Raw genomic sequence first — 25,460 nt, forward strand, 5'->3', positions numbered from 1 at the left:
GGTCAACCTTTGCCGCCGGAGATGGGGCCCCGATAGAACATCCCGCGCGCGCCCAGGACCGCGGCAACGACGACCAGCTGCACCACGCCCATCAGCATCGCGACGGCAGAGGCCATGGAATAGTCGTAGCGCTCGAAGGCCGCCTCGTACGCCGCGATCGAGATCACGCGGGTGGCGCCGGCCGGCGATCCGAGCAGGACCGCCGACGGGAACACCGAGAAGGCCTGCACGAACGACAGCGCGAAGGCCATCGCCAGCCCCGGGACCAGCAGCGGCAGATAGATATGCCTGAACTGGCTCCACGGCGTCGCACCCAGGGTCGAGGCAGCGCGCGGCAGGTTGGGGTCGATGCCGGTGATGTACGACAGCGTGAGCAGGAACGCGAACGGGAAGCCCGAGATGACCAGCGAGATCAGGACGCCCCAGTAGTTGTGCGTCAGCCGGATCGGGCCTTCGTAGATGTGCAGCCACTGGAGCGACTGCGACAGCCAGCCCTTGGGGCCGAAGTAGCCGAGCATGCCCTCGGCGATCAGCACGGTGCCCAGCGTCAACGGAATGACCAGCAGCGTGGTGACCAGTTTCTGCAAGCGGCTGCTGCGGCGCAGCTGATAGGCGATCGGCAGCGCCACGCCGACGTTGATCACGGTGGCGGGAATGGCCAGCTTGAGCGTGGTCCATACCGTGTCGCGCAGGTTGTCGGTGGTGAAGAACTGCGTGTAGTTCGCCAGCCAGTTGCCTTCCATCGGACGGAACGACAGCTGCAGGCCGTAGAGGAACGGATAGACGAACAGCACCACCATGAACAGCGTCGCCGGCACCAGCAGCAGCAGGGACCGGTCGAACGAAGACGGGCTGGCGCTGCTCATGGCACCATGCCCGCGGCTGCATCGACGGGATACGCCAGCGCCTTGTCCGGCGCAATGGCCAGCGTGACCAGGTCGCCGACGCACAGGCGCGCCGTCGTGCGCACGATCAGCTTGAGCCCGCCGGCCACCTCGACGTCAATGATGTTGTCGTGGCCGCAGTATTCGACATTGAGCACCCGGGCGGCGAAGCTGTTGTCCACCGGTGAAGAGACGACCTCGAATTCCTCTGGCCGGATCGCCAGCATCGCCTTGCCGCCGGCGAGTGGCTGCATCGCCCGCGCGGTGAGCGCCAGGCCGCTGCCGGCGAGCTGCACCGACGCGCCGCCCTCCGAACGCACGCTCAGCGCCACCAGGTTGCGATAGCCCATGAACCGGGCCACGTCCAGGTTGGCCGGTTCCGCGTAGATGCGCTGGGGTTCGGCAATCTGCTGTGCCACGCCGTCCTTCATGACCACGACGCGATCGGCCAGCGACAGCGCCTCATCCTGGTCGTGCGTGACGTAGATCGTCGATCGTCCCAGTTCGCGGTGAATGCGCCGGATCTCGGCGCGCATCTCCAGCCTCAACTTGGCGTCGAGATTCGACAAGGGCTCGTCCATCAACACCAGGGGTGGCTCGATGACGATCGCCCGGGCGATCGCGACGCGCTGCTGCTGTCCGCCGGACAGCTGGCCGGGCAGCTTGTGCGCCTGCGAGTTCAGCTGCACCAGGTCCAGTGCCCGCTTCACGCGCTGCGCCGACTCGGCGGCCGGCACGCCGCGCATCGTCAGCCCGAACGCGACATTGCGCGCCACGCTCATGTGCGGAAAGAGCGCGTAGTTCTGGAACACCATGCCAAAGCCCCGTTTTTCAGGCGGCAGCACATCGATGCGCGTGTTGTCGAGCCAGATGCTTCCATCCGTCAAGGGCAGCAGCCCGGCCAGGCAATTGAGGGCCGTCGACTTGCCGCAGCCCGAAGGTCCGAGCAGCGCGATGAACTCGCCGCGCTTGACCGTCATGGTCAGGGCATCGAGCGCGGTGAAGCCCTGCACGCCCTTGCCCCCGGCAAAGCGGCGCGTGACGCCATCGAGGCGCAGCTCGGAAAAGTCTGAAGTCATGGAGACGCAATCCTGGAAAAGAAGCAGCCTGCAAGCGCGCGCATGTGCGCCTGCAGCACCGGTCGGGCGCGCAGTGCGCGCCGCGAATCACTTGGTCTTGCGGGTGCCGATGTCCTGGTCCCAGCGGCGGAATGCATCGACCATGGCCTTGGTCTCGAGCGGCACGGCATGAGGGAACTGTGCCAGCCACTTGTCGTAGTCAGGCCGTCCGAACTCCTTGATCACGTCCTGGCTGTCCTTGGGTGCCAGCGACAGCGGCACGTCCTTGATCGCCGGGCCCGGATAGAAATAGCCCTTGTCATAGGTCATCGCCTGCTGCTGCGGCTTGAGCAGGAAAGCCATCACGTCCAGAACCACCGCTTGCTTCTCCGGCGGCACGCCCTTGGGAATCACGATGTAGTGCGCGTCGTTGACCCACGTCATGCCCTTGAACGGCAGCACCTGGAAGTTCTTCGGCACGATGCCCAGCGCCCTGGGGTTGATGTCCCAACCCGTCACCGTCAGCGTCATGTCGCGCGAGCCCTCGCCCAGTTCCTTCATCACGGCTGCGGTCCCTGTCGGGTAATACTCGATGCAGCTGTCGAGGTCCTTCAGGTAGGCCCAGGTCTTGTCCCAACCGTTGACCGGATCGGCGGGATTCTTGTCCCCCAGCAGATAGGGCAGCCCCATCATGAAGGTGCGCCCCGGACCGGAGTTGGCCGGCCGTGCATAGATCAGCTTGTTGGGATTGGCTTTGCACCAGGCCAGCAGCTCCTGGGGCGTCGTCGGCGGCGTCTTGACCTTGTCGGGGTTGAACTCGACCAGCGGGCCGGCAGGCATGAAGACGATGGCCAGACCATGGTCCTTCGCGAGCGCGTGCATCCTGTAGGCGTTGGGAAGGTAGTTCTCCTGCAGCTTGGGGAACCTGGCCGCGTAATCGGGGAACAGCTTGACCCACAGGTTCATCTCGAGGCCGGCGGCGAGCGCGTCGGTGCCGACGATGATCATGTCGATGTCACTGCGGCCCGCGTTCTGCATCGCCTTGATCTTGGCCGGGATTTCCGGCGCGGGTGCCTTGGTGAAAGTGAACTTGGACACCAGCTTGGGGTTCTGCGCCTGGTAGGCCTCGAACGCCCCCTGCGTCAGCGCCAGGTTGCCGGCGGCGTCGATCACGTTGATGACCACCGGCGACTTCGGCAGTTCCTGCGCCTGAGCCTGGCCGATGCCGGCGCAACCCGCCGCCCCGAGAACGGCCGCAATGACGGCATGGCGATGCCGCGAGAAAGAAACCTGGCGCATTCGGAACCTCCTGATGGATGGGCTTGGCAGGCGGGATTTTGTAAGACAACTTCCAAGTTGTCACCCGGGTTTCTGCTGAGCCCGCGGACACGCGCTCACCTCTGGAGGAACAAGAACACTGCGGGACAGCCCCTCGCTGCTCCGTCGAGGCTCCGAACATCCGCTATAGTTGTCTGACAAAGATTCAAGGGTCCCGGTTCGATGGCGGAACATTTGCTGGACGTCAATGGCGGCACGCTGCCAGACCAGATCTACGCTCGGATGGTCGAAGCCATCCTGCGCGGGGACTACGTCGACTCGAAAAAGCTGCCGACGGAAGGCGAACTGGCGTCCCAATTCGGGGTCTCGCGGCCGACCGTCCGGGAAGCCCTGTCGAGGCTGCGATCGGACGGGATCATCGAATCCCGCCGCGGCTCGGGCAGCCACGTCGTGCGCTCTCCCGGCACGCCGGCATCGAGCATGCCCCCCATCAGGAACTATTCGGACATCGAACGGTATTACGCCTACCGAACGGTGGTCGAATCGGGCGCGGCGGCCGCGGCTGCGGAGTTCCGCACGGCCGACGACCTCACGACGATCAGGACCTGCCTGGAAGCGCAGACCCTGGCCATGGAGGGTGGCAACAAGGGCATCGAAGACGACGTCCGCTTCCACATGGCGATCGCGAGGGCCTCGCACAACCAGTTCTTCGTGGCCGCCGTCGAAACGAGCGTCGCGCCCATCAGGCAATTCATGGAGCTGGCGCGCAGCGTGCGATCGAAGATGACGGTCGAGCGTGCCCGGCTGGTCCAGACGGAGCACCAGCAGATCCTCGACGCCATCGAGAAGCGATCCCCGGCCGACGCCGCCGAGGCAACAAGGCTCCATATCCTCAACGCCAAGCGACGGATCTTCGACGCAGCGAAATTGCGGTAGAGCGACGGCCCGGCCGCCCACGTGTTCCATGGACCAGCCCCGCATACTCCATCCCGCCGCCCCAGGTTGACCCCACGGCCCGCGGCCTGCAGGTTGCAGGCAAGCACCGAAGGTGCCGGTCCTCGGCGTGTTTCAACGACAAGAATCATTCATTCAGCAACAAGAGAGAAATACCATGGCCAAAGCCTATTGGGTCAGCGCATACCGTGCCGTCAAGGACGCCGACAAACTCGCGGCCTACGCCAAACTGGCCGGCCCCGTGATCGCTGCCGGCGGCGGGCGTTTTCTCGCGCGTGGCCTGCCCGCGAAGGTCTACGAGCACGGTCTGTCCGAACGCACCGTGTTGATCGAGTTCGACAGCGTCGAGCAGGCCACGTCCGCCCATGACAGTCCAGCCTACCAGGCCGCGCTCGCCGCACTGGGCGATGGTGCCGAACGGGATCTGCGGATCATCGAAGGCGTCTGAGCGGCACGCAATTGCGGCAAGGTTCGCGGCGCGGACCATCGCCAAAACACTACGCGCCCTCGCGTATCCGCCCTTCACATCCGCCTCTGGAATCGACGATGCTCGGTTCATGTCCAGTGCGCGCTCACCGCTGTCTTCACGTCCCGGCTGGCGCATCGCGGCGTCGATCTACACGGTCGCCGGCGCGGTGTGCGTGCTGGGCAGCGCCGTCGTGCCGGAGAGCGATGTGGGCATGCTGGTCGCGATCGCGGGCGGCCTGCCATGGTCGCTGGGGCTCCTCACGCTCGACCTCTCGCCCGGCGTGGCGAGCACTGCGTTGCTGCTGCTCGCGGGCAGCTGGACGGTGAACGCGGCGCTGCTGTGGTGGCTGGCCCTGCGGCCACGCGATCCGGCGGCACTGCACGACGCCCAATTGCCGTCCCGCGCCGCAAAGCGGACGCGATAGTCTGCCCTTTCGCGAAAGCGCCGTCCGGCAGGGACTTCTTCGGACGGCCATCCTCGTGCGAATATTTCGATGCGATGATTTCGCAACGCATGCCCTGCATCGCGCATCCCAAAAAACAGAGGAAGACAAGTCAATGCCCAGACCCCTGCAAGCCAATGCCCCTTTGATCGGCGTTCCCGGCGGCCGCCACCTGCTGGACACGCCCGCACTGCTGATCGACCTGCCCGCCATGACCCGCAACATCGAACGCATGGCCGCCTTCGCCAAGGCACGCGGCATCGGCCTCAGGCCGCACGTCAAGACCCACAAGTCGGTCGAGATCGCGCGGCGCCAGGTGGCCGCGGGCGCCATCGGCGTGAGCTGCGTCACCATGGGCGAGGCGGAGGTCATGGTCGATGGCGGCATTCGCAGCGTGCTGATCACCTCGCCGGCCGTCACGCCGAGCAAGATCGCGCGCCTGGTCAAGCTGGCCGAGCGTGCGGCGCCCGGCGGCGTCATGGTGGTGGCCGACAACCTGGCCAATGTGGCCGATCTGGCACATGCCGCGAGCGGGCTGCTGCATCCGCTGCCCGTGCTGGTCGACTACGGCGCCGGCTACAACCGCACCGGCGCCGCGAACGAAGCGCAGGTGCTCGCGCTCGCAGCGGCCATCGCCGCCGAGCCGCGCCTGCGGCTGCGCGGCCTGCAGGCGTATGCGGGCAACCTGCAGCACATCGTCGCGCGCGAAGCGCGCAGCGCCGCGGCCGCGAGCCTGCGCGAAACCGTGGCGGGCATCGTCGCGGCGGCCCGGCGCAAGGGGTTCAATTTCGAGATCGTCACCGGTGCCGGCACCGGCACGCACGACCTCGATGCGGAGCAGAACGCCTTCACCGAACTGCAGGCCGGCTCCTATGTCTTCATGGATGCGGAATACACCCAGGTGCTGGCGGCCGGCAGCGAGCCGTCGCCCTTCGAGGTGGCGCTGTTCGTGCAGACGGCGGTGGTCAGCACCAATGCGGCGGACTGGGTCACGGTGGACGGCGGCACCAAGTGCTTCGCCACCGACAGCGGCGTGCCGCTGGTCGCGCGCGGCACCGATGCCGCGGGCCGCTACGCCTTCTTCGGCGACGAGCACGGCAAGCTGATGCCGGCTGGGGCGCGCCCCGCGCTGGGCACGCGCATCGAGTTCGTGACGCCGCATTGCGATCCGACGGTGAACCTGCATGACGTCTATCACGTGGTCGAAGGCGGCGCGCTGGTGGCGATCTGGCCGGTGGACGCACGCGGGAAGCGATAGCCCGCTGCGCGCGGCGCACTCGGCATAAGGAAACTCGGAAAGCGTATTTCCCAAGACGGGTGCGGCCGGGGCACAGTCCCGTCCGATGGCAATCCTCCAAGACACGCCGCGCCCGACGCGCGCCAACGCTGCATCGGCAGCGCCTTCCTCACCCTCGTCACAACAGCTCTTCGCGCGTTTTCGTCCCGTCTTCGATCGCATCGCCGTGCATGCGGCGCAGCGCGAGAACGAGCGCGAACTGGCCCACGAGCCGGTTGCCTGGCTCAACGCCGAGCGCTTCGGCGCCCTGCGCGTGCCCATCGAACATGGCGGCCTGGGCGCCTCGGTCGAGCAGCTGTACGACCTGCTCATCGAACTCGGCGAGGCCGACTCCAACCTGCCGCAGATCCTGCGCGCGCACTTCGGTTTCATCGAACGGCTGTTTGCGGAAATCGACCCGGCGCTGCACGGTCCGTGGCTGCGGCTTGCGGCCGACGGCGTGATCTTCGGCAACGCCACCACCGAACTCGGCGAAGGGGCGCTGGGCGCCTTGCAGACCACGCTGTCGCACGACGGCGATGCATGGCGGCTCGACGGCGACAAGTACTACAGCACCGGCACGCTCTACGCCGACTGGATCTCGGTCTCGGCCCAGCGCCTGAACGCCGACGGCAGCAGCGACCGCGTGATCGCGCTCGTGCCTTCGGAGGCCGCTGGCGTGGAGCGTGTCGATGACTGGCGCGGCTTCGGCCAGCGGTTGAGCGCATCGGGCACCACGCGCTTTCGCAACGTGCGGGTGAAGCCCGAGAACGTGCTGCTTTATGTGCGCGACCAGCCGACCCCGCTGACCGCGCATTTTCAGTTGACGCACCTGGCCACGCTGGCCGGCATCGCGCGAGCCATCGTGCGCGACGCGGTCGCCTTCGTGCAGCCGCGCAAGCGCGTCTACAGCCACGGCAGCGGCGATACGCCGCGCGAAGATCCGCTGGTGCAGCAGGTCATCGGCCAGTTGGCCAGCACCGCGTTCATCGCAGCGTCCACCGTGCAGGCCGTGGCGCGCGGGCTCGACGAGATCGACCGCTTTCGCCAGCGCGGCGAACCGGTTCCGGAGAACCTGCTGTTCGAGGTGGAACTCAACACCGCCAAGGCGCAGGCCGGCATCGTCGATGCGGTGCTGCAGGCGGGCACGCGGCTCTTCGACATCGGCGGCGCCTCGGCGCTGCAGGAAGACCGCCGGCTCGACCGCCATTGGCGCAATGCGCGCACGCTGGCGTCGCACAACCCGACGATCTACAAGGGGCGCGTGGTCGGCGATCACCTGCTCAACGGAGCGAGGCCGACGTTCTACTGGACGGTGGGAGCGATTGCGGCCTGACGGCCAAGGAAAGCTGGAGCCTCAGACGCGAGGCAATGCTGCGAGGAAGGTGGAGACAACGATCGCGGCGGCGCGATCCAGTTGCAGGATGTCGGCTACATCGAAGGCGTGCGGCGCCGTGCGGCCGCTCGCGCCGAGCGGCTTGCGGATCTCTACAAGAACTTCGGCCGCGAGCTCGCGGTCGCTTCGCGGCCCGCCGTCGGGGTGCATCACCCACTCATCGACCTGGTCGAACGGAATGCTGCGGAAAACCCCAACGATGGGGATGTACTTGTAGCGATCCTCGCCCACCAGGATGGGCACGCTGAGATTACAAAAGAACGTGGTCGTCGACATGCAGGAGCGCCGTCGCTAAGCAAAGCGTTCGATTGTTAAGGACTGTGCGTTCAGGAGCCATCCTTCCAAGGGTCTGCTGCCAGCTCGGCCGTGACCTTCTGCACACAAAGTGATTCCATTTGCCCACAACCATCCCATAAAACAACTACTTAATTCTTACACACAGATACCCAACATGTGTTAACTAGTGACTTTTCAGGCCCACCGCAGTACATGAATCTTCGGCAAGCGAGGCCCTCCGCGCTTCTTTTCCGAGCGCGATGGCGGTGGCGAGGCAACGATGGCTCGATGCTCAGGCGGTCGGACTGAAACGCGGTGTGCGTCGCTCGATGTTGGCCTTTACTGCCTCGGCCTGGTTGGCACTGCCGATGAGCGCCTTCTGCTCGACCGACTCGGCCAACAGCAGCTCCGCCGCACTTTGCGACATGGCCGCGTTGAGCAGCCGCTTGCCGGCGCGGATCGCGTCGGGGCTCTTGCGGGCGATCTCGTGCGCCATCTGCAGCGCCTCGGCCAGCGGATCGGCCGAGAGCCGCGTGGCAAAACCGATCTGCAGCGCTTCCTCGCCGGAGAAGATGCGCCCGGTGAACGTGAGTTCGCGCACCACGTCGTTGCGCGCCAGTTCGCGCATCAGCACCATGCCGGCCATGTCGGGCACCAGGCCCCACTTGATCTCCATCACCGACAGCTTGGTGTCGGGCGCGACGATGCGGATGTCCGCACCCAGCGCGACCTGAAAACCACCGCCGAAGGCCACGCCGTGCACGGCGGCAATGACCGGCACCGGTACCTCGCGCCAGACCATTGCGACCTGCTGCGCGGCGTTGGCGATGCCGTGGGTGCGCTGGACAAGGTCGGCACCCGCCGCGCCCTCGCCGAGCACGCCGCTGCCCGCGCCCTGCTGCATGCGCTCGAAAGAAGCCATGTCGAGGCCCGCGCAGAACGCCTTGCCGCGGCCGGAAATCACCACGGCGCGCACCGCCTTGTCGCCGCAGAGGGCTTCGCCGGCTTCGATCAGCGCATCGAACATCGCGGGGTCGAGTGCGTTCATCTTGTCGGCGCGTGCCAGCTGCAGTTCCACCACGCCGTCGGGGTGTCGGGTCCATTCGATGCGATCGCTCATGCGTGTCTCCTTGTGGGTTTCGGCCAGTATCGCCCGGGCTGGCCGCTGGGCGATGATGGCGGCTGTCGCCTACCCAACATCCCGCCATGCCGCTCGATCGCCGTCACTTTCTCCTTCAATCGGGTTCGGTCGCCGCCGTGGTGGCGCTGTTCGGCCAGGGATGCGCGCCGCCTTCGACCGCACGCAGCAGCAGCAACAACGCCTTCGGATTCACCGGCGTGCCGGTATCCCTGCGCGACACCGTCGTCGTGCCGCCGGAGTACGAATGGCAACTGCTCTACCCCTGGGGCACGCCCACCGGCGTCGCGGGGCAGATGCCGGCGTTCGCGCCCGACGGCTCCAACAGCGCCGCCGACCAGGCGGTACAGGCCGGCATGCACCACGACGGCATGCATTTCTTCGCGCTCGATGCGAGCGGCGAGCGCGGCCTGCTCGTGATGAACCACGAATACACCGACGAGCAATTGCTGCACGCCGACGGCATCAAGGTGTGGACCGCGGACAAGGTGCGCAAGTCGCTCCACGCGATGGGCGTCTCGGTGATCGAGGTGCGCCGCACCGCCGCCGGCTGGCAGCAGGTGCAGCCCTCGCCCTTCGCGCGCCGCATCCATGGCAACACGTCCATGCGCATCGCCGGCCCGGCCGCGGGCACGCCCTTGATGCGCACCGCCGCCAACCCGGCCGGCGACCAGGTCTTCGGCACCTTCGCCAACTGCGCGATGGGCGTCACGCCCTGGGGCACGTACCTGACCTGCGAAGAAAACTTCCACGGCTACTTCGGCGGGCCGAAGGAAGCGGCGAAAGACATGACGGATGCGCAGCGCCGCTACGGCACGGTCCCGGGTTCGCAATGGGTCGAGTACTGGCGCTTCGACGAGCGCTTCGACCTCGGCCGCCACCCGAACGAGCCGCATCGCTTCGGCTGGGTGGTGGAGATCGATCCCTTCGACCCGACATCCACGCCCGTCAAGCGCACGGCGCTGGGCCGCAAGCGCCAGGAGAGCGCCACCTGCACGCTCGCGAAGGACGGCCGCGTGGTCGTCTACATGGGCGACGACGCGCGCTTCGAATACATCTACAAATTCGTGAGCCGCGAGAAGGTGCGCCCCGGCACCGATGCCGCAGCCCGCACCGCCAACCGCCACCTGCTCGACGACGGCACGCTCTACGTCGCACGCTACGACGCCGGCGGACGCGGCCAATGGCTCGAACTCACGCACGGCCGCAACGGCCTCGACGCGGCCGGCGGCTTTGCCGACCAGGCCGAGGTACTGATCCACGCCCGCCTCGCCGGCGACATCGTCGGCGGCACGAAGATGGACCGCCCCGAATGGATCGCCGTGCATCCGCACAGCGGCGAGGTGTACGTCACCCTCACCAACAACAGCCAGCGCGGCGATGCCGGCAAGCCCGCGCCCGATGCGGCCAACCCGCGCGCCAACAACCTTTTCGGCGGCATCCTGCGCTGGCGCGAGGACGGCAACGATGCCGCCGCCACCGGCTTCGCCTGGGACCACTTCGCGCTCGCCGGCGACCCCGCACAGGCGGGCAGCGGCGCGCGCTACCCCTCCGCCGACGCCGACATGTTCGGCAGCCCCGACGGCCTGCATTTCGATAGTGGCGGACTGCTCTGGATCCAGACCGACATGAGCGGCCAGGTGATCGGCAAGCCCGCCTACGCATCGCTGGGCAACAACCAGATGCTGTGCGCCGATCCGGCCACCGGACGGATCAAGCGCTTTCTGACCGGGCCCAGCGGCAGCGAGATCACCGGCTGCGTGGTCACGCCGGACCGGCGCACGCTGTTCGTGAACATCCAGCATCCGGGCGAGGCACGCGACGACGGCAGCGCCATGCCCAACAGCGCGTGGCCCGACGGCACGGCGCCGGGCAGCGCGCGGCCGCGCTCGGCAACGTTGGCGATCCGGCGGCGCGACGGCGGCATCGTCGGCAGCTGACAGGAAGAAAGGAGACCCATCATGAGCATCCGCATCGTTCGCCTGGGCACACCGCGCGCACCCGGCGAGGGCCTGCACGTCGGCACCGTGCGCCGCCCTCCGCGCGGCGTTCCGAAGACCGAGTTCGCCTCGCAGGACTGGTACGACGTGTGGTACCCCAACCTCGCGCCGTCCGCCGAGACGATGAAGCTGGGCCAGGAGGCGCAGGCAACGCAAGAGCCCGCGCAATGGAACGCCTTTGCGCGCAAGTACAAGGCAGAGATGGCCGAGTCCGACGCGAGCCGCAGCCTCGACCTGCTCGCCGCGCTCTCGCATGGCACGGCGCTGTCGGTGGGTTGCTACTGCGAAGACGAATCGCGCTGCCACCGCTCGCTGCTGCGCGGCCTGCTGGCCGAGCGCGGCGCGGACATCGCGGGCTGAATCACACCTGGGGCGAGGCCAGGAACGCCGGCAGGGTTTCTGCGCGCGCGGAGTAAGCCGCCAGTGCCGGAAAGCTGCCCGGCGCAATGGCCTCGGGCAGCATCAGCTGCGTGAAGGCCCAGGCGACCGCCGACGAAACACCGCCCTGGGTCATCGTCGATTCATCGGCAGGCGGCGGCAACCCAGCCACCTCCCGCTCCAGTGCCGAATACGCCGCTGCAAGCTGCCCCTGCACCCGGTCCAGCCAGGGCTGGTGCAGCTTTTCGGCCGGGCGCAGTTGGTGTTCGTAGACGATCTGCACCGTCTTCTCGCAGGCCGCGAGCGCGAGGCCCGTCATGCGCAGCGCGCGCAGCCGGCTCGCCCCATCGGCAGGCATCAGGCTGCGGCCTGCGAGCGCTTCTGCGTAGTCGACGATCAAGGTCGAATCCATCAGCACCGTGCCGTCGTCGCACACCAGCGTGGGCGCCTTGACCACCGGGTTGATCGCTCGGAACTGCTCGAAAGTGCTGAAGACCGAGACCGGTCGGTGCACGAACGGCGTGCCGAGCAGCCGCAGCGAGATGGCGACGCGGCGCACATAGGGTGAGTCGAGCATGCCGACGAGTTGCATTGGTTCTCCTGAAGGTGTGCGCCACGATATCGATCGCCGTGCCCGCGCCGAATGGCAACCCATCGAAAATCGGGGCTGCAAACCGATCAACCATCGGTCATGAAACACACCATGAACATCGACAAGAAGGACCGCCTGATCCTCGAAGCCCTGCAGACCGATGCGCGCCAGAGCTTGGCGGCGCTGGGCAAGCGCATCGGGCTCTCGCAGCCCGCGATGAGCGAGCGCGTGCGCAAGCTGGAAGATGCCGGCGTCATCGAAGGCTATGGCGCCCGCGTCAACCTGCGGGCACTGGGCGTGGGGCTGCAGGCCATCATCCGCATCGAGACCACGCATGCGGGCATCGCCAAGTACCTGAAGCTGTTCGACGCCATGCCCGAGGTGCTGAGCGCCGACCGCGTGACCGGCGCAGACTGCTTCATCGTGCGCTGCGCGATCGCCGAGCCGGCCGACCTGCAGCGCGTGGTCGATGCGCTGGCGGTAGACGGCGCGGTGACGACCTCGCTGGTGCTGTCGAGCCCCGTGAACAAGCACGTCACCGTGCACGCGGCGAAAGCACCGAAGAAGTAGGCGACGGCGCGTTCAGCGCTGCGCCTTGTCCTTCTGGTTCTGCGCCTCGATGCGTTCGCGTGCGTCCTTCCAGTCGGTGTCGCTCCACTGGCGCAGTTCGTAGAAATTGCCGCCGTTGGCCAGCGCGTTGCCGCCGTCCATCATGATGCTCTGGCCCGTGAGCCAGTCGCACTGGCCGGGCGCCATCAGGAAGGCGGCGATGTTCTGCAACTCGCTCATGCGGCCGGTGCGGCCCATCGGGCTCATCTCCTTGGTGCGCGCGCCGGGCTCCTCGCCGGGGTTCAGGCGCTTGCTCATGCCTTCGGTGGGAATCTCGCCGGGGCCCACGGCATTCAGGCGGATGCCATGCCGCGCCCATTCCACCGCAAGCGACTTGGTCATGACCTCGATGCCGGCCTTGCTCATGGCCGAAGGCACGACGTAGGGGCTGCCGTTGTCCACCCAGGTGACGATGATGCTCATCACGCTGCGAAAAGGGTCGCCCTGCTTCCACTTGCCCGACTTGGCCTCGGCCACCCAACGCTTGCCCACGGCCTGCGTCACATAGAAGCTGCCGTGGAAGACGATGTTCGCGATCGCGTCGAAGGCGCGCGGCGAGAGGCTCTCGGTCGGCGCCACGAAGTTGCCCGCCGCGTTGTTGATGAGGCCGGTGAGGCCGCCGCTCTGGAACAGGCTCTCGACCATCTCGTCCACGCTCTGCGCGATGCGGATGTCCACGCCGAAGGTGTCGATGCGCCGGCCGGGGAACTGCAGGCGCCACTCCGCTGCTGTCTCCTCGCAGACCGACTGGCGCCGGCCGCAGATGGCGATGTCGGCGCCCAGGCTCAGGAATCGCTCGGCCATCGCACGGCCGAGGCCGGTGCCGCCGCCGGTCACGAGGATGCGCTGGCCGCTCATCAGGGAAGCTTCGAACATAAGGGGTCTCCTTGGGTCTTGCGGCAGCGGCAAGGACGAGCGCTGCCATCGCGCATGCTACGCGCGCCACCGGCCCAGCGGCTTGCGGAATCTGGCTCCGTCGGCCGGGCAGCGACGCTACTGCAACACCAGTTCGACCCGCCGGTTCTTCGCCTTGCCTGCATCGCTGGCATTCGAAGCCACGGGCGCGAGGCTCGCCACGCCGTTGGCGGTGAGGCGGTCGCGCGCAATGCCGTAGTCCCGGGCGAGCGCGGCGGACACGGCATCGGCGCGGCGCTTGCTGAGGTCGATGTTGGCCGGCAGCGCACCCACGTTGTCGGTGTGGCCCACCACATGCAGCTTGAGCGCGGCCTGTTGCTTGAGCAGCGCACCGATCTGGTCGAGCGAGGCCTTGCTCTCGGGCTTGATGTCGGCCTTGCCGGTGTCGAACAGGATGCCGTAGACGGCGACCTTGCCATTGGCGTCCAGGCTCTTGCCGAGCTCGGAGGCCGAGAGCGTTTCCATCTTCTGCTCGCGCGCCTTGGGCTCGACCTTGACGACCAGCACGCTGATGCGCTTCTTGAATTCCTTCTCGTCGCAGTACACCGAGACGTCGCCGGGCTTCCAGGCCATGAGCGCGATGGAAGCGCCGCTCGCCTTGTTGTCGAGCACGGCATAGCGGAAATCGGAGACGAAGTGGCCCGCGCCGCAGGCTGCGGGCGAGTTGTCGCCGGTCTTGGTCCACCAGGTGTCGGGCAACACCAGCGCCGAGAGGCTGGTCTTGTCGATGTCGCGGCTGTCGCCGCAGGCTTCGCCCGCGCACTCGAACACCGTCTCGAAGCCCGCGCCCTTCTGCTCCTGCTGGTAGTTGCGCAGCACCTCCAGCGCGCTGCGGTCGGGTGGCGTGATGTATTGCAAGGCGGTGCGCTGGCCCGCGCGGTCGAGGGAGCGCGCGGCGGTCACCTTCTCGTCCTTGTAGACGGCCTTGCCTGCCGGCAGCTTGACCTCGTCGTAGGCCACGTCGTCGCGGTACACGAGCACCGCACCCGAAAAGCGCTTGAGCCCGGCCGGGTCGCTCAGGCCCTTCAGGTCCTGCTTGGGCACCGATGTGTCGGCCTGTGCAACATTGACAAGTGCGCCCAGCAGCGCGGCGGCAAGAAAGACATGGCGTGCGGCGTGCATGGCGCTCCCTGGCGTCGAGTGAGAATGGCCGCGACGATAACCCGGCGCGCGAAGGCCGCCGGCGGCCGTTTTCGAGGCGGGTGCGGCGTGCAGCCCTTGCCGTGCCTGCAAGGCCCGCTACGCATTCGATAGCAACCAGTTCTTTGGATATACACCCTATGCCAAGCCCCGGCGCCTCTTTTTTCCTGCCCCTCGAAGGCGTGCGTGTCCTGAGCCTTGCGCTCAACCTGCCCGGCCCCGCCGCGCTGCTGCGCTGCCGCCGGATGGGCGCCAGTTGCCTGAAGCTGGAGCCGCCGGGCGGCGACCCGATGGCGCTCTACAACCAGCCCGCGTATACCGCGCTTCATGAAGGCATCGCCATCGAAACCGCAGACCTCAAGACCGAAGCGGGACATCAGCAGTTGCACGCCGCACTCGCGAAGACCGACGTGCTGCTCACCTCGTTCCGCCCCTCCGCGCTGCGCAAGCTCGGCCTCGACTGGCCCGCGCTGCAGGCGCGCCATCCGTCGCTGTCGCAAGTGGCCATCGTCGGTGCGCCGGGCGAGCGTGCCGAAGAGCCGGGCCACGACCTCACCTACGTCGCCGAGAGCGGCCTCGTGACCGGCACCGAACTGCCTCCCACGCTCTATGCCGACATGGGCGGCGCACTGCTCGCCAGCGAGGCGGTGCTGACGGCCGTGCTGCGCCGCGCCCACGGCAACACCGTCGGCGGCATCTACCTCGAAGTCGCCCTGAACGCCTCGGCCGACTGGCTGGCCCTGCCGCGCACCTGGGGCCTGACGCAGCCCTCGGGCGCGGTCGGCGGTGCCCATGCGGGCTATCGCGTCTACCCGTGTGCCGACGGCCGGGTCGCGGTCGCCGCGCTGGAGCCGCATTTCGCGAACCGCCTGTGCGAAGTCGCCGGCGTGACGCCGCCAGACATGATGGCAACGGCCACCCACGAAGCGCTGGCCGCATGGCTCGTGACCCGAACGCGCGCCGAGCTCGACACCATGAGCCGCGAGCGCGATGTGCCGCTGCTCACGCTGGCCGGCTGAAGGGTTCAGCGGCCGGCGCCGTCGCGCTGCCGGTCTTCGCGCTTGAGCGCGAGGTAGGTGTCCAGGTCGACCTCGTGCAGCTGCCGCGGGTACTGCTCGGCCGCCGCGAACCAGTGGCGCTGGCGGCGCTCGGCGGCGTCCTTCGCATCGCTCGAGAGGTAGGCGTCGAGCGTGAGGAAGTAGCGCATCGCATTGCGCTCCACCAGCCCGCGCAGGCCGCGGATGTATTCGGGCTTGCCGTCGGGCGCCTTGCCCGTCACCGTGAAGCCGACCTTGTCTCGGCCGAAGGTCGCCAGATACGCCTGGGTGGCGATCCGCACCATCATGTTGTGGTCGTAGCCGTAGCTGAAATGCACGAAGCTCTTCTGCGCATCGAGCGCAATCGCCTCGAGCGTGACGCGGTAGTTGCTCGTGCCGAACGGCCCGCTCGCGGCCGAGAGCTCGACCGACAGGTGCTCGGGCGTCGCGCTCGCCACGCGGTAGACGAAGGGCAGCTCGAAGGCCTGCTCGACCGGCTTGTCGTAGCGCCGCACGACGTAGAGCGTCAGCGTCTCGCGCCCTTGGGCCGTGCCGGTCTTGCAGCGCCGGTTGTTGATGTGCAGCGTGAGCAGTTCGCACCAGTGGGCCGAGCCCTTGAACGCGGCGGTGACCTCCGACAGCGGGTGGTCGATCACGGCGTAGATGTCGCCATCGAGCCCGCCGGGCGTCTCGCTCGAATCGAGTTGCACGGGACGGCCGAAGCTGCTGTGGTCGAGCTTGTCGCTCAGGCGCTGGTGGGTGTCGCGCAGCGCCTGGGCCGGCGCGGCCGCTTCGGTCGGCGCTGCGAAACAGGCCTGCAGCGAAGCCGCGAAAAGGACGGCGCCGCACAGGGTGCGTGTCCACGATGCCGGCAGGTGGGGCGAACTGCTCATGGGGCCACACCATACAACGGAGTGACCACCATTGGCTTCAGTCCGCACCGGTTTCGGGTGCGGTCTTCGCACCGCGCCGCATGAGCAGCAACATGGCCACTGCGAGCAGCACGGCGCCCAGCCACTGTCGCGGCGCCATCGGCTGGGCGAACAGCAGCGCCGCCAGCAATGCAGCCACGAGCGGCTCGATCAGCGTGCCGACCACCGCCGCTGTCGGCGACAGGCGCCGTGCGCCCCAGGCGAAGGCCAGGTAGGCCACCGAGGTCGTGACCACGCCGGTGTAGGCCGCGCCCAGCCATTGGGCCGCGCCGCTCGGCCAGGTGATGCCGCTCGGCCATGCCACCGCAAGCATGCACAGCGCCGCCACGCTCATGCCCCAGGCGGACGCGGTGACGGCCGGCACGCGCACCGGCATGCGCGCGTTGCCGAGCACGACCAGCGCGTAGCAGAAGGCCGAGCCGAATGACCAGGCGAGCCCGGCGACGTGCCCGGCAGGCAGCGGGCCCCATCCGTCGGCAGGCATCACGAGCAGTGCCACGCCGGCGAGTGCTAGCCCGAGACCGCCGAGCAGACGCAGGCCGAAGGGCTCGTAGCCGCGCGCGACCGAAACCAGCGCAACGATCACCGGCGCGCAGCAGATCGAGATCACCGTCGGCAATGCGGCGCCCAGATGCGCGATGCCGGCGAACCAGCAGCTCACATTGAGTGCCATCGCGGCGCCGGTGCCGATGACCTGGAACTGCTCCTGCCGCGTCAGATCGCGCCAGCGCGCGTCGGCGGACCGCGGCGTGCGTTGCGCACGCCAGTGCAGCCACCACAACAGCGGCACCCCGAGCACGAAGCGCGCGAGCGACAGGCTCTGCGGCGCGATGCCGCCGTCGATGAGAAATTGCGCCACCAGCGCGCCACCGCCCCACAGCGCACCGGCCAGCAACACACCGCCCCAGGCCAGGGCGGCAGACATTCTTGCGTTCATTGTTGAAAGTTCTCCATGACGCCCACCGCTCTTTGCTGTCGAGGGCGGGCACGACCATCCGGCCGTCACCCGGCCTTGCAGAAGGCGGACGACGGCGACCACTTGCGGGTCTGAGCGCGGCACGAGGCGCGCGTCAGAGGCAGGTCGATGGAGGGGGAGAGTGGTGCAGGTGCATGAGCGGCAGATGATAGGAGCCGGGGTGCGGTGAGGGCAAGGGAAAGCACAAGGGAGAATCGCGGCCATGTGCCCTCCCCCAGCCCGCCACGAAACATGAAACGCCAAGGTCGACTCATCCGCTGGGAGGCCGAGCGCGGCTTCGGTTTCATCCGCAGCCCCGAAGTGTCGGCCGATGTGTTCGTGCACCTGCGCGACTTCAGCGACCGGCGAGTGTTGCCACAGGTGGGCATGGAACTGAGCTTCGAAGAGATCCATGTCGGCGGCAAAGGGCCGCGCGCCGTCGCGGTACAGGCGGCATCGACCGGGGCCTCGCGGCCCGTGCCGAAACACGCGCCCATCAACAGCCATCGCCGTTCTGCGCCGAGGCGCGCGAATCCGCGTCGCGCGAGCGCATCCGATGTCCCGGCCTCGTGGGGTCTGCTTTTCCTGCTGGTCTATGGAGTGCTGCTGGGTGCCGCCGTCTGGTCAGGCCGCTTGCCGCTGCTGGTTCTCGGCGTGGTGCCGGGACTCAGCCTGCTGGCCTTCTTCGCCTATGCCCTCGACAAGAACGCCGCACAGACCGGCCGCTGGCGCACGAAGGAAAGCACGCTGCACCTGTTCGCGCTGGCGGGCGGCTGGCCGGGTGCCTGGGCCGCGCAAAGGCTGCTGCGCCACAAGTCCAGCAAACAGAGCTTTCTGATCATCTACCGCGCCACCGTCACACTCCACTGCGCGGCGCTGCTGGCCTGGGTGTTCTGGCTGCGGGGCATTCCTGTCCTAGACTGAAACGGTCCCAACCAGGAGAACCGCCCATGCCATTCGTTCGAATCGAACTGTCGGATGCCTCGCCCGAGACACTGGGTCCCGCCATCGGCGACCTGATCTATCAGGCGATGACCGAAACCATCAACGTGCCGAAGGACGACAAGTTCCAGGTCATCACGCGGCATGCCGCGCATGACCTGGTCCATCCGAAGAGCTATCTGGGCGTCGAGTATTCGGCGGGCTTCGTGCTGATCCAGATCACGCTGAACCAGGGACGCACGATCGAGATGAAGAAGGCCTTCTACAAGCGCGTGGCCGACGACCTGCACGAGAAGCTGGGCATCCGGCGCGAAGACGTGTTCATCAACCTCGTCGAGGTGGTGAAGGAGAACTGGTCGTTCGGAAACGGCGAGATGCAGTACGCGTAGCGGTCGCCCGCCACCCGTCGATCAACGTACCTTGCGTGACGAAGGCTTGCTGACCGGCTTGCTGCTGCCGTTGTCCCGCGGCGGCAGGCCCGTGTGCTGCGTGAGGATGCGGCCTTTGGAGGGCTTCACCGGCGCGAGCCTGACCGGCGCCGAAGCCTTGGCCTTGACCGCAACAGCCGGCGCGGAGGTCGAGTTCTTGCGGCGCGCGCTCGTGTAGCCGCCGTCGGTCAGCGGCTGCCACGTCGGGATGAGGTGGTGCTTGCCGTTGCCGATCAGGTCGGCGCGGCCCATGCTCTTCAGGGCTTCGCGCAGCAGCGGCCAGTTGTTGGCATCGTGATACCGAAGGAACGCCTTGTGCAGGCGGCGACGCTTGTCGCCTCGCACGATGTCCACCGTCTCGCTCTCGCGCGTGATCTTGCGCAGCGGGTTCTTGTTGGTGTGGTACATCGTCGTGGCCGTGGCCATCGGGCTCGGATAGAAGGTCTGCACCTGGTCGGCGCGGAAGCCGTTCTTCTTGAGCCAGATCGCGAGGTTCATCATGTCCTCGTCGCTGGTGCCCGGATGCGCGGCGATGAAGTACGGAATCAGGTACTGCTTCTTGCCCGCCTCGGCCGAGAACTTCTCGAACATCTGCTTGAACTTGTCGTAGCTGCCGATGCCCGGCTTCATCATCTTGGTGAGCGGGCCCTGCTCGGTGTGCTCGGGCGCGATCTTCAGATAGCCGCCGACGTGGTGCTGCACCAGTTCCTTCACGTACTCGGGCGACTGCACGGCCAGGTCGTAGCGCAGGCCCGAGCCGATCAGGATCTTCTTGATGCCGCGCAGCGCACGCGCGCGGCGGTAGATCTTGATGAGCGGGTCGTGGTTGGTGCCCAGGTTCGGGCAGATGCCGGGGTACACGCAGCTGGGCTTGCGGCACGCCGATTCGATCTCGGGGCTCTTGCAGCCGAGGCGGTACATGTTGGCCGTCGGGCCGCCGAGGTCGGAGATGGTGCCGGTGAAGCCGCTCACCGAATCGCGGATGGCCTCGACCTCCTTGATGATCGATTCCTCGGAGCGGCTCTGGATGATGCGGCCCTCGTGCTCGGTGATCGAGCAGAAGGTGCAGCCGCCGAAGCAGCCGCGCATGATGTTCACGCTGAAGCGGATCATTTCCCACGCGGGGATCTTGGTGGCGCCGTCGTGGCTGCCGTTCTCGTCGGCGTAGCGCGGATGCGGGCTGCGCGCATACGGCAGGTCGAACACCAGGTCCATCTCGGCCGTGGTGAGCGGGATGGGCGGCGGGTTGATCCACACGTCGCGCGCCGTGGTGCCCTCGCCATGCGCCTGCACCAGTGCGCGGGCGTTGCCGGGGTTGGTTTCCAGGTGCAGCACGCGGTTGGCGTGGGCGTAGAGCACCGGATCGCTGCGCACCTGTTCGTACGAAGGCAGGCGGATCACCGAGCGGTCGCGCGGCGGAACGCTGATCTTGCCGCGGCTTTGCAGCGCGGGGTTGGGCATGAAGGTCAGCGGCTTGATGGCCGGGTTCACCACCACCGACTGAAGCACCGGCGAACCGGCGGCTTCCGCGGCCTTGGCCACGTCCTTCGCCTCGTCTTCCTTCGCGCAGGTGGCGCCGTTGGCCTTGGCCTGGTCCGACACCATCAGGTACGGATTGACGTGCGCCTCGACGCGGCCCGGCTCGTCCACGCTGGTGGAGTTGATCTCGAACCAGCCCTCGGGCGTTTCGCGCCGCACATAGGCCGTTCCGCGCACGTCGGTGATCTGCTGCACCGGCTCCTTGGCGGCCAGGCGGTGCGCGATCTCGACGATGGCGCGCTCGGCGTTGCCGTACAGCAGCAGGTCGCACTTCGAGTCGACGACGATGGAGCGGCGCACCTTGTCCGACCAGTAGTCGTAGTGCGCGATGCGGCGAAGCGAACCCTCGATGCCGCCGAGGATGATCGGCACGTCGTTCCAGGCTTCCTTGCAGCGCTGCGAATACACGATGGCCGCGCGGTCCGGGCGCGAGCCGCCGACGTCGCCGGGGGTGTAGGCGTCGTCGCTGCGGATCTTTCGGTCCGCCGTGTAGCGGTTGATCATCGAATCCATGTTGCCGGCGGTCACGCCGAAGAACAGGTTCGGTTTGCCCAGTACCTTGAAGGGCTCGGCGCTCTGCCAGTCGGGCTGGGCAATGATGCCCACGCGGAAGCCCTGCGCCTCGAGCATGCGGCCGATCACCGACATGCCGAAGCTCGGATGGTCGACGTAGGCATCGCCCGTGACCACGATGATGTCGCAGCTGTCCCAGCCGAGTGCATCCATTTCCTTGCGCGTGGTCGGCAGGAACTTGGCCGTGCCGAAACGGGCCGCCCAGTACTTGCGGTAGCTGTTCAGCGGCTTGGCGGCACGCGCGAAAAAGGAGACGTCGACGGGGGCGTTCATCGTGGGAGTGGACAGCGCTGAGGCGGCGCTGTTGTGGGCAACCCTCGATTTTAGGGTTTTCGAGCATGCCTGTCGCGACAAACATCCAGTGACCGGCGCCTTTCACGGCCTTCAATTGGTTGCCCAAGTCAATTAATTGAATGAAAATGGCAACCATGTCCACGCCCTCGCCCACCGTCGATGCCGCCGCCGTCAAGGCCATCCGGCAGTTCAACCGCTTCTACACGCGCCAGATCGGCGCCCTCGATCCGTACCTTGGCAGCGACATGTCGCTGACCGATGTGCGCGTCCTGTACGAGCTGGCGCACCGCGAAATGGCGGTCGCCAGCGAGATCGGCCGCGACCTCGGGCTCGATGCCGGCTACATGAGCCGCATCCTGCGCCGCTTCGAATCCAAAGGCTGGCTCACACGCGCACCCCACCCGCGAGACGCGCGCCAGAGCGTGCTGCGCCTGACCGAGGCCGGCCATGCCGCATTCGCGCCGCTGCAACAAAAATCGCGCGACGAGGCCGCCGCCCTGCTCGCGCCACTGGTCCCGGCCCAGCGGGAGCAACTGGTGCGTGCCATGGGCACGATGCAGTCGCTGCTCGACCCCGGGGCCGCGCCCGCCAAGCCCCAGGCCGCCATCCTGCGCGACCCAGCGCCCGGCGACATCGGCTGGGTCGTGCAGCAGCACGGCGAGATCTATGCGCGCGAGTACGGCTGGGACAGCAGCTTCGAGGCGCTGGTGGCGCAGATCGCGGCGGAGTTCCTGCTCAAGTTCCAGCCTGAGTGGGAGCGCTGCTGGATTGCAGAACTCAACGGCGAGCGCATGGGCTCGGTCTTCGTGGTGCGCAAGTCGGCCGGCGTGGCGCAACTGCGCCTGCTGATCCTGTCACCGGCCGCGCGCGGGCTCGGCTTGGGCGGCAAGCTGGTCGATGAGTGCATCGCCTTTGCGCGCCGCAAGGGCTACAAGAAGATGGTGCTGTGGACCAACAGCGATCTCCTGGCCGCGCGCGCCATTTATGCCAGGCGCGGCTTCCAACTCACCAGCTCGGAGCCGCACGAGAGCTATGGGAAGCAGCTCGTGGGCGAGACGTGGGAATTGAAGCTGTAGCGCCTACTGCATGAACCAGCCGTGGCTCACCACGAGCGACTGGCCGGTCAACGCATTGGTCGGGAAGCCCGCGAACAGCAAAGCCACGCGCGCGACGTCCTCGGTCGTGGTGAATTCGCCATCCACCGTTTCCTTGAGCATCACGTTCTTGATGACTTCCTCTTCGCTGATGCCCAGCGTCTTGGCCTGCTCGGGAATCTGCTTTTCCACGAGCGGCGTGCGCACGAAGCCCGGGCAGATCACGTTGGCGCGCACGCCGTGCTTGGCGCCTTCCTTCGCGACCGTCTTGGCCAGGCCGATGAGGCCGTGCTTGGCGGTGACGTAGGGCGCCTTCAGCAGCGACGCCTCCTTGGAGTGCACCGAGCCCATGTAGATCACGCTGCCGCCGCGGCCTTGTGCGTACATGTGCTTCAGGCACGCCTTGGTGGTGAGGAAGGCGCCGTCCAGGTGAATGGCGAGCATCTTCTTCCAGTCGGCGAAGCTGAACTCCTCGACCGGGTGCACGATCTGGATGCCGGCGTTGCTGATGAGGATGTCGATGCCTCCGAAGGCCTTGGCGCCCTCTTCGACCGAGGCGTTGACCTGGTCTTCGTTGGTGACGTCCACGGCCACGCCAATGGCCTCAGCGCCCGTGGCCTTGAGCTCGGCGGCCGTCGCATCTGCTGCTTCCTTGTTGAGGTCGGCAATGATGATCTTTGCGCCTTCCTGTGCGAAGAGGATCGCGATTTCCTTGCCGATGCCGCTGGCCGAGCCGGTGATGTAGGCGACCTTGTCCTTGAGTTGCATGGTGAATGTTCCTTCGGGGTTGGGATGAAAAGAAGACAAGCAGGAATCAGGCGAGGTAGTCGTGCTCGACGGTACCAAGTGCGAGCGTCATGTCGGCGATGTAATGCACCGCCGATTCGACCTTCAGCACCGGCAGATCGGCCACCGGCGCCAGCGCATGCGGATGCAGTTCGAGCGACGCCGGCGCGGTCCACGCGCCGTGCAGCGTGACATCGACCATGTGATAGCGCACCAGCTCGCAGATGCGGGCCGTGCCGTCGACGTGCGGAATGATCTTGAGCAAAAAATTCGGCTGCGCGATGCCCGCAAGAATCGGCGCGTGGTCGAGCGCGCGGTGCTTGAAGCCCATCGTGGCCTTGGCCACGCGCACCTTGCCGTAGTCGAGCGTGCCGACGATCACGTCGGTCTCGTAGTCGAGCACCAGCGATGCGAGCTTCTTCGGAAATCCCCAGAGTTCGCGGCCGCCGGCAATCGGCGGATGGTCGTTCAGGTACATCGCATGCACATACGCGCCCTGCTCCATGCCCTTGGCGGTGCGCAGCTGCACCGGAATGACCTGGCCCGACTCGGTGTAGTCGCCGAAGCCGGTGGAATCGGGCATGCGGATGAATTCGTACTTCACCAGCGGCTCGACCACTTCGAGCGGCTCGGGCACCACGGCGCGCAGCGCGTCCATGTCGGTGCGGTAGGTGACGATGAGAAATTCGCGGCGCACGAACCGGTACGGTCCGGGCGGAAAGGCGGGACTGGTGAGCGGCATGGCGAACGCCTGCCGCCGTACATCTTCAATGTTCACGGACATTTCCTCCTGGTGAAGTGGCCGGCTCTCAGTCTGGCGCTGGTTTCTTAGTCGAAGCTGAATCGTCTCCTTCAGCGAGAGAGGCCCGGTCGCTTGACCCGGCCGGAGCCATGGTCGCCCAGGTCGAAGGTGGTCACGCCGTTGACGGTGGCGTCGGCGCGCAGCGTCTCCGGATGCGCCAGCGTCACGCGCATGTCGCGCGCGCCCGACTCCCAATGCTCCTCGACCGCAGCGCGCGAGAACTCGTAGTCCTTCGACTCGAGCTCGTAGGGCTTGTCGCGGTAGATCAGGTGAAAGATGTCGATGGGCTCGTGCGTGAGTTGCGACTGCACCGCGAGCACGCTCGGGTCCTTGCGCAGGTTGGCCGGCAGCTTGGTGATCAGGTCGGCAATGGCCTGCTGCAGGTTCATGTTGGCGGCCAGCGCGTCGGTGTTCATGCGGGTGCGGCTCGAATAGGTGATGTCCTTCTGCCGCTCCATCACGCCCGCCATGTTGTGCGGCATTTCGCCACGCGCATTGAACAGGTCGACCTGCAGCACCACCAGGGGTTCGTTACGCGGATGGATGTCCAGCACGTACTGCAGCGGTGTGTTCGAGACGATGCCCCCGTCCCAGTAATCGTCGCCATCGATGTGCACCGGCGCAAAGCCCGGCGGCAGCGCGCCGCTGGCCATGATGTGCTCGGGGCCGATGCGCTGGCGCGTGTTGTCGAAGTACACCGAGTTGCCGGTGCGCACATTGACCGCGCCCACGCTGAAGCGGGCTTCGCAAGCGTTGATGCGGTCGAAATCGATGAGGCGCTCGAGCGTGGCCTTGAGCGGCGAGGTGTCGTAGTAGCTCAGGAGTGGCGCCGCACCGCCCATCAGCAGGGCCGGCGAATAGCGCGGCTCGAAGAATCCCGGAATGCCGACCAGCGAGGCCATCGCCGCGCTGTACTGGTTCTGCGTGGCCCGGTCTCCGAACCACGACGGCAGGCGCTGCGAAGGCCCCGAAGACACGAGGTGCCAGAACTCGCGCAGCCGGTCGACCCGGTGCTCGGGCGCGTTGCCCGCGATCAGCGCCGCATTGATGGCGCCGATCGATACGCCGGCAATCCAGTGCGGCTGCAGCTCGGTCTCGCTGAGCGCGGCGTACACGCCTGCCTGGTAGGCGCCAAGCGCGCCGCCGCCTTGAAGCACCAGGGCCTTGCGGGCCTGGCGCATGTCTTCGCGGCGCGACGCGAAAGGATTGAGGGATTGGGGGGATGCTGCACGGGGCTTCTTCTTGGGGGACGTCGTCATGCATTCATTTGACA

The 25,460-nt window shown here is 67.1% G+C and carries 26 protein-coding genes; 12 read left to right on the forward strand and 14 right to left on the reverse strand.

Annotated elements, in window-relative coordinates; genetic code table 11:
- Positions 1-2 precede the first annotated feature (2 nt).
- The 3 genes from M2282_RS06275 to M2282_RS06285 all read right to left on the reverse strand — a co-directional run bounded on the left by M2282_RS06275 (position 3) and on the right by M2282_RS06285 (position 3,241).
- Positions 3-866: an ABC transporter permease gene (locus M2282_RS06275; protein WP_280807917.1), complete on the reverse strand. Its 864-nt coding sequence runs from the start codon at positions 864-866 to the stop codon at positions 3-5.
- Positions 863-1,963 (reverse strand): ABC transporter ATP-binding protein, encoded by a 1,101-nt coding sequence (locus M2282_RS06280; protein ID WP_280807918.1) that lies wholly within the window; start codon positions 1,961-1,963, stop codon positions 863-865. Before M2282_RS06280 ends, M2282_RS06275 begins: the two co-directional genes overlap by 4 nt.
- Positions 1,964-2,050: 87 nt before the next feature.
- Positions 2,051-3,241, reverse strand: coding sequence for an extracellular solute-binding protein (locus M2282_RS06285; protein WP_280807919.1), 1,191 nt, complete (start codon positions 3,239-3,241; stop codon positions 2,051-2,053).
- 213 nt (positions 3,242-3,454) lie between these two features.
- Between M2282_RS06285 and M2282_RS06290 the strand changes: the two genes are divergently transcribed.
- The 5 genes from M2282_RS06290 (at position 3,455) to M2282_RS06310 (ending at position 7,697) form a co-directional block, all read left to right on the forward strand.
- Positions 3,455-4,156 (forward strand): FadR/GntR family transcriptional regulator, encoded by a 702-nt coding sequence (locus tag M2282_RS06290; RefSeq protein ID WP_280807920.1) that lies wholly within the window; start codon positions 3,455-3,457, stop codon positions 4,154-4,156.
- 175 nt (positions 4,157-4,331) lie between these two features.
- Positions 4,332-4,622, forward strand: a complete 291-nt coding sequence (locus tag M2282_RS06295; protein ID WP_280807921.1) for a DUF1330 domain-containing protein — start codon at positions 4,332-4,334, stop codon at positions 4,620-4,622.
- 109 nt (positions 4,623-4,731) lie between these two features.
- On the forward strand, positions 4,732-5,067 hold the full coding sequence (locus M2282_RS06300; protein ID WP_280807922.1) for a hypothetical protein: 336 nt from the start codon (positions 4,732-4,734) through the stop codon (positions 5,065-5,067).
- Between the two features lie 133 nt (positions 5,068-5,200).
- Entirely contained in the window at positions 5,201-6,343 is a 1,143-nt protein-coding gene (locus M2282_RS06305; RefSeq protein WP_280807923.1) for a DSD1 family PLP-dependent enzyme, read from the forward strand.
- 85 nt (positions 6,344-6,428) lie between these two features.
- Positions 6,429-7,697, forward strand: a complete 1,269-nt coding sequence (locus M2282_RS06310) for an acyl-CoA dehydrogenase family protein (RefSeq protein ID WP_280807924.1) — start codon at positions 6,429-6,431, stop codon at positions 7,695-7,697.
- 21 nt (positions 7,698-7,718) lie between these two features.
- On the opposite strand, the gene M2282_RS06315 is transcribed toward M2282_RS06310, so the two are convergent.
- Both M2282_RS06315 and M2282_RS06320 read right to left on the reverse strand, forming a co-directional pair.
- Positions 7,719-8,033 (reverse strand): hypothetical protein, encoded by a 315-nt coding sequence (locus M2282_RS06315; RefSeq protein WP_013542063.1) that lies wholly within the window; start codon positions 8,031-8,033, stop codon positions 7,719-7,721.
- 292 nt (positions 8,034-8,325) lie between these two features.
- Positions 8,326-9,153, reverse strand: a complete 828-nt coding sequence (locus tag M2282_RS06320) for a crotonase/enoyl-CoA hydratase family protein (RefSeq protein WP_280807925.1) — start codon at positions 9,151-9,153, stop codon at positions 8,326-8,328.
- Positions 9,154-9,239: 86 nt separating this feature from the next.
- On the opposite strand from M2282_RS06320, the gene M2282_RS06325 reads away from it, so the two are divergent.
- On the forward strand, positions 9,240-11,111 hold the full coding sequence (locus M2282_RS06325; RefSeq protein ID WP_280807926.1) for a PhoX family protein: 1,872 nt from the start codon (positions 9,240-9,242) through the stop codon (positions 11,109-11,111).
- Positions 11,112-11,132: 21 nt separating this feature from the next.
- Positions 11,133-11,531: a DUF488 domain-containing protein gene (locus tag M2282_RS06330; protein WP_280807927.1), complete on the forward strand. Its 399-nt coding sequence runs from the start codon at positions 11,133-11,135 to the stop codon at positions 11,529-11,531.
- A gap of 1 nt (position 11,532) precedes the next feature.
- On the opposite strand, the gene M2282_RS06335 is transcribed toward M2282_RS06330, so the two are convergent.
- Positions 11,533-12,141 carry a glutathione S-transferase gene (locus M2282_RS06335; protein ID WP_280807928.1) on the reverse strand — a complete coding sequence of 203 codons (609 nt, stop codon included), beginning with the start codon at positions 12,139-12,141 and terminating at the stop codon, positions 11,533-11,535.
- 111 nt (positions 12,142-12,252) lie between these two features.
- Here M2282_RS06335 and M2282_RS06340 point away from each other — a divergent pair, with 111 nt between their 5' ends.
- Positions 12,253-12,711, forward strand: a complete 459-nt coding sequence (locus M2282_RS06340) for an Lrp/AsnC family transcriptional regulator (protein WP_280808229.1) — start codon at positions 12,253-12,255, stop codon at positions 12,709-12,711.
- A gap of 12 nt (positions 12,712-12,723) precedes the next feature.
- Here the strand turns inward: M2282_RS06340 and M2282_RS06345 are convergent, their stop codons facing one another.
- Together M2282_RS06345 and M2282_RS06350 are read right to left on the reverse strand one after the other, a co-directional pair.
- Positions 12,724-13,626 carry an SDR family oxidoreductase gene (locus M2282_RS06345; RefSeq protein WP_280807929.1) on the reverse strand — a complete coding sequence of 301 codons (903 nt, stop codon included), beginning with the start codon at positions 13,624-13,626 and terminating at the stop codon, positions 12,724-12,726.
- Between the two features lie 117 nt (positions 13,627-13,743).
- Positions 13,744-14,787 (reverse strand): OmpA family protein, encoded by a 1,044-nt coding sequence (locus tag M2282_RS06350; RefSeq protein WP_280807930.1) that lies wholly within the window; start codon positions 14,785-14,787, stop codon positions 13,744-13,746.
- A 158-nt stretch (positions 14,788-14,945) separates the two neighbouring features.
- On the opposite strand from M2282_RS06350, the gene M2282_RS06355 reads away from it, so the two are divergent.
- Positions 14,946-15,824, forward strand: coding sequence for a CoA transferase (locus M2282_RS06355; RefSeq protein WP_280807931.1), 879 nt, complete (start codon positions 14,946-14,948; stop codon positions 15,822-15,824).
- 5 nt (positions 15,825-15,829) lie between these two features.
- Here M2282_RS06355 and M2282_RS06360 read toward each other — a convergent pair whose 3' ends face one another.
- Both M2282_RS06360 and M2282_RS06365 read right to left on the reverse strand, forming a co-directional pair.
- Positions 15,830-16,735 carry a hypothetical protein gene (locus M2282_RS06360; RefSeq protein WP_280807932.1) on the reverse strand — a complete coding sequence of 302 codons (906 nt, stop codon included), beginning with the start codon at positions 16,733-16,735 and terminating at the stop codon, positions 15,830-15,832.
- Positions 16,736-16,772: 37 nt separating this feature from the next.
- Positions 16,773-17,699, reverse strand: a complete 927-nt coding sequence (locus M2282_RS06365; protein ID WP_280807933.1) for a DMT family transporter — start codon at positions 17,697-17,699, stop codon at positions 16,773-16,775.
- Positions 17,700-17,954: 255 nt separating this feature from the next.
- Between M2282_RS06365 and M2282_RS06370 the strand changes: the two genes are divergently transcribed.
- Positions 17,955-18,653 carry a cold shock and DUF1294 domain-containing protein gene (locus M2282_RS06370; RefSeq protein ID WP_348541728.1) on the forward strand — a complete coding sequence of 233 codons (699 nt, stop codon included), beginning with the start codon at positions 17,955-17,957 and terminating at the stop codon, positions 18,651-18,653.
- 26 nt (positions 18,654-18,679) lie between these two features.
- Positions 18,680-19,060, forward strand: a complete 381-nt coding sequence (locus tag M2282_RS06375) for a tautomerase family protein (RefSeq protein ID WP_280807934.1) — start codon at positions 18,680-18,682, stop codon at positions 19,058-19,060.
- A 21-nt stretch (positions 19,061-19,081) separates the two neighbouring features.
- On the opposite strand, the gene M2282_RS06380 is transcribed toward M2282_RS06375, so the two are convergent.
- Positions 19,082-21,484, reverse strand: coding sequence for a YgiQ family radical SAM protein (locus M2282_RS06380; RefSeq protein WP_280807935.1), 2,403 nt, complete (start codon positions 21,482-21,484; stop codon positions 19,082-19,084).
- A 155-nt stretch (positions 21,485-21,639) separates the two neighbouring features.
- On the opposite strand from M2282_RS06380, the gene M2282_RS06385 reads away from it, so the two are divergent.
- Positions 21,640-22,581, forward strand: coding sequence for a bifunctional helix-turn-helix transcriptional regulator/GNAT family N-acetyltransferase (locus tag M2282_RS06385; RefSeq protein WP_432422870.1), 942 nt, complete (start codon positions 21,640-21,642; stop codon positions 22,579-22,581).
- A 3-nt stretch (positions 22,582-22,584) separates the two neighbouring features.
- Here M2282_RS06385 and M2282_RS06390 read toward each other — a convergent pair whose 3' ends face one another.
- The 3 genes from M2282_RS06390 to M2282_RS06400 form a co-directional block, all read right to left on the reverse strand.
- On the reverse strand, positions 22,585-23,367 hold the full coding sequence (locus tag M2282_RS06390; RefSeq protein WP_013542077.1) for a 3-hydroxybutyrate dehydrogenase: 783 nt from the start codon (positions 23,365-23,367) through the stop codon (positions 22,585-22,587).
- Positions 23,368-23,413: 46 nt separating this feature from the next.
- Complete coding sequence (locus M2282_RS06395) at positions 23,414-24,163, reverse strand: acetoacetate decarboxylase (RefSeq protein ID WP_280807936.1); 750 nt, start codon at positions 24,161-24,163, stop codon at positions 23,414-23,416.
- A 74-nt stretch (positions 24,164-24,237) separates the two neighbouring features.
- On the reverse strand, positions 24,238-25,446 hold the full coding sequence (locus tag M2282_RS06400) for a patatin-like phospholipase family protein (protein WP_280807937.1): 1,209 nt from the start codon (positions 25,444-25,446) through the stop codon (positions 24,238-24,240).
- Between the last annotated feature and the right edge of the window lie 14 nt (positions 25,447-25,460).

It is taken from the genome of Variovorax boronicumulans (assembly GCF_029892485.1).
Classification (GTDB): domain Bacteria; phylum Pseudomonadota; class Gammaproteobacteria; order Burkholderiales; family Burkholderiaceae_C; genus Variovorax; species Variovorax boronicumulans_B.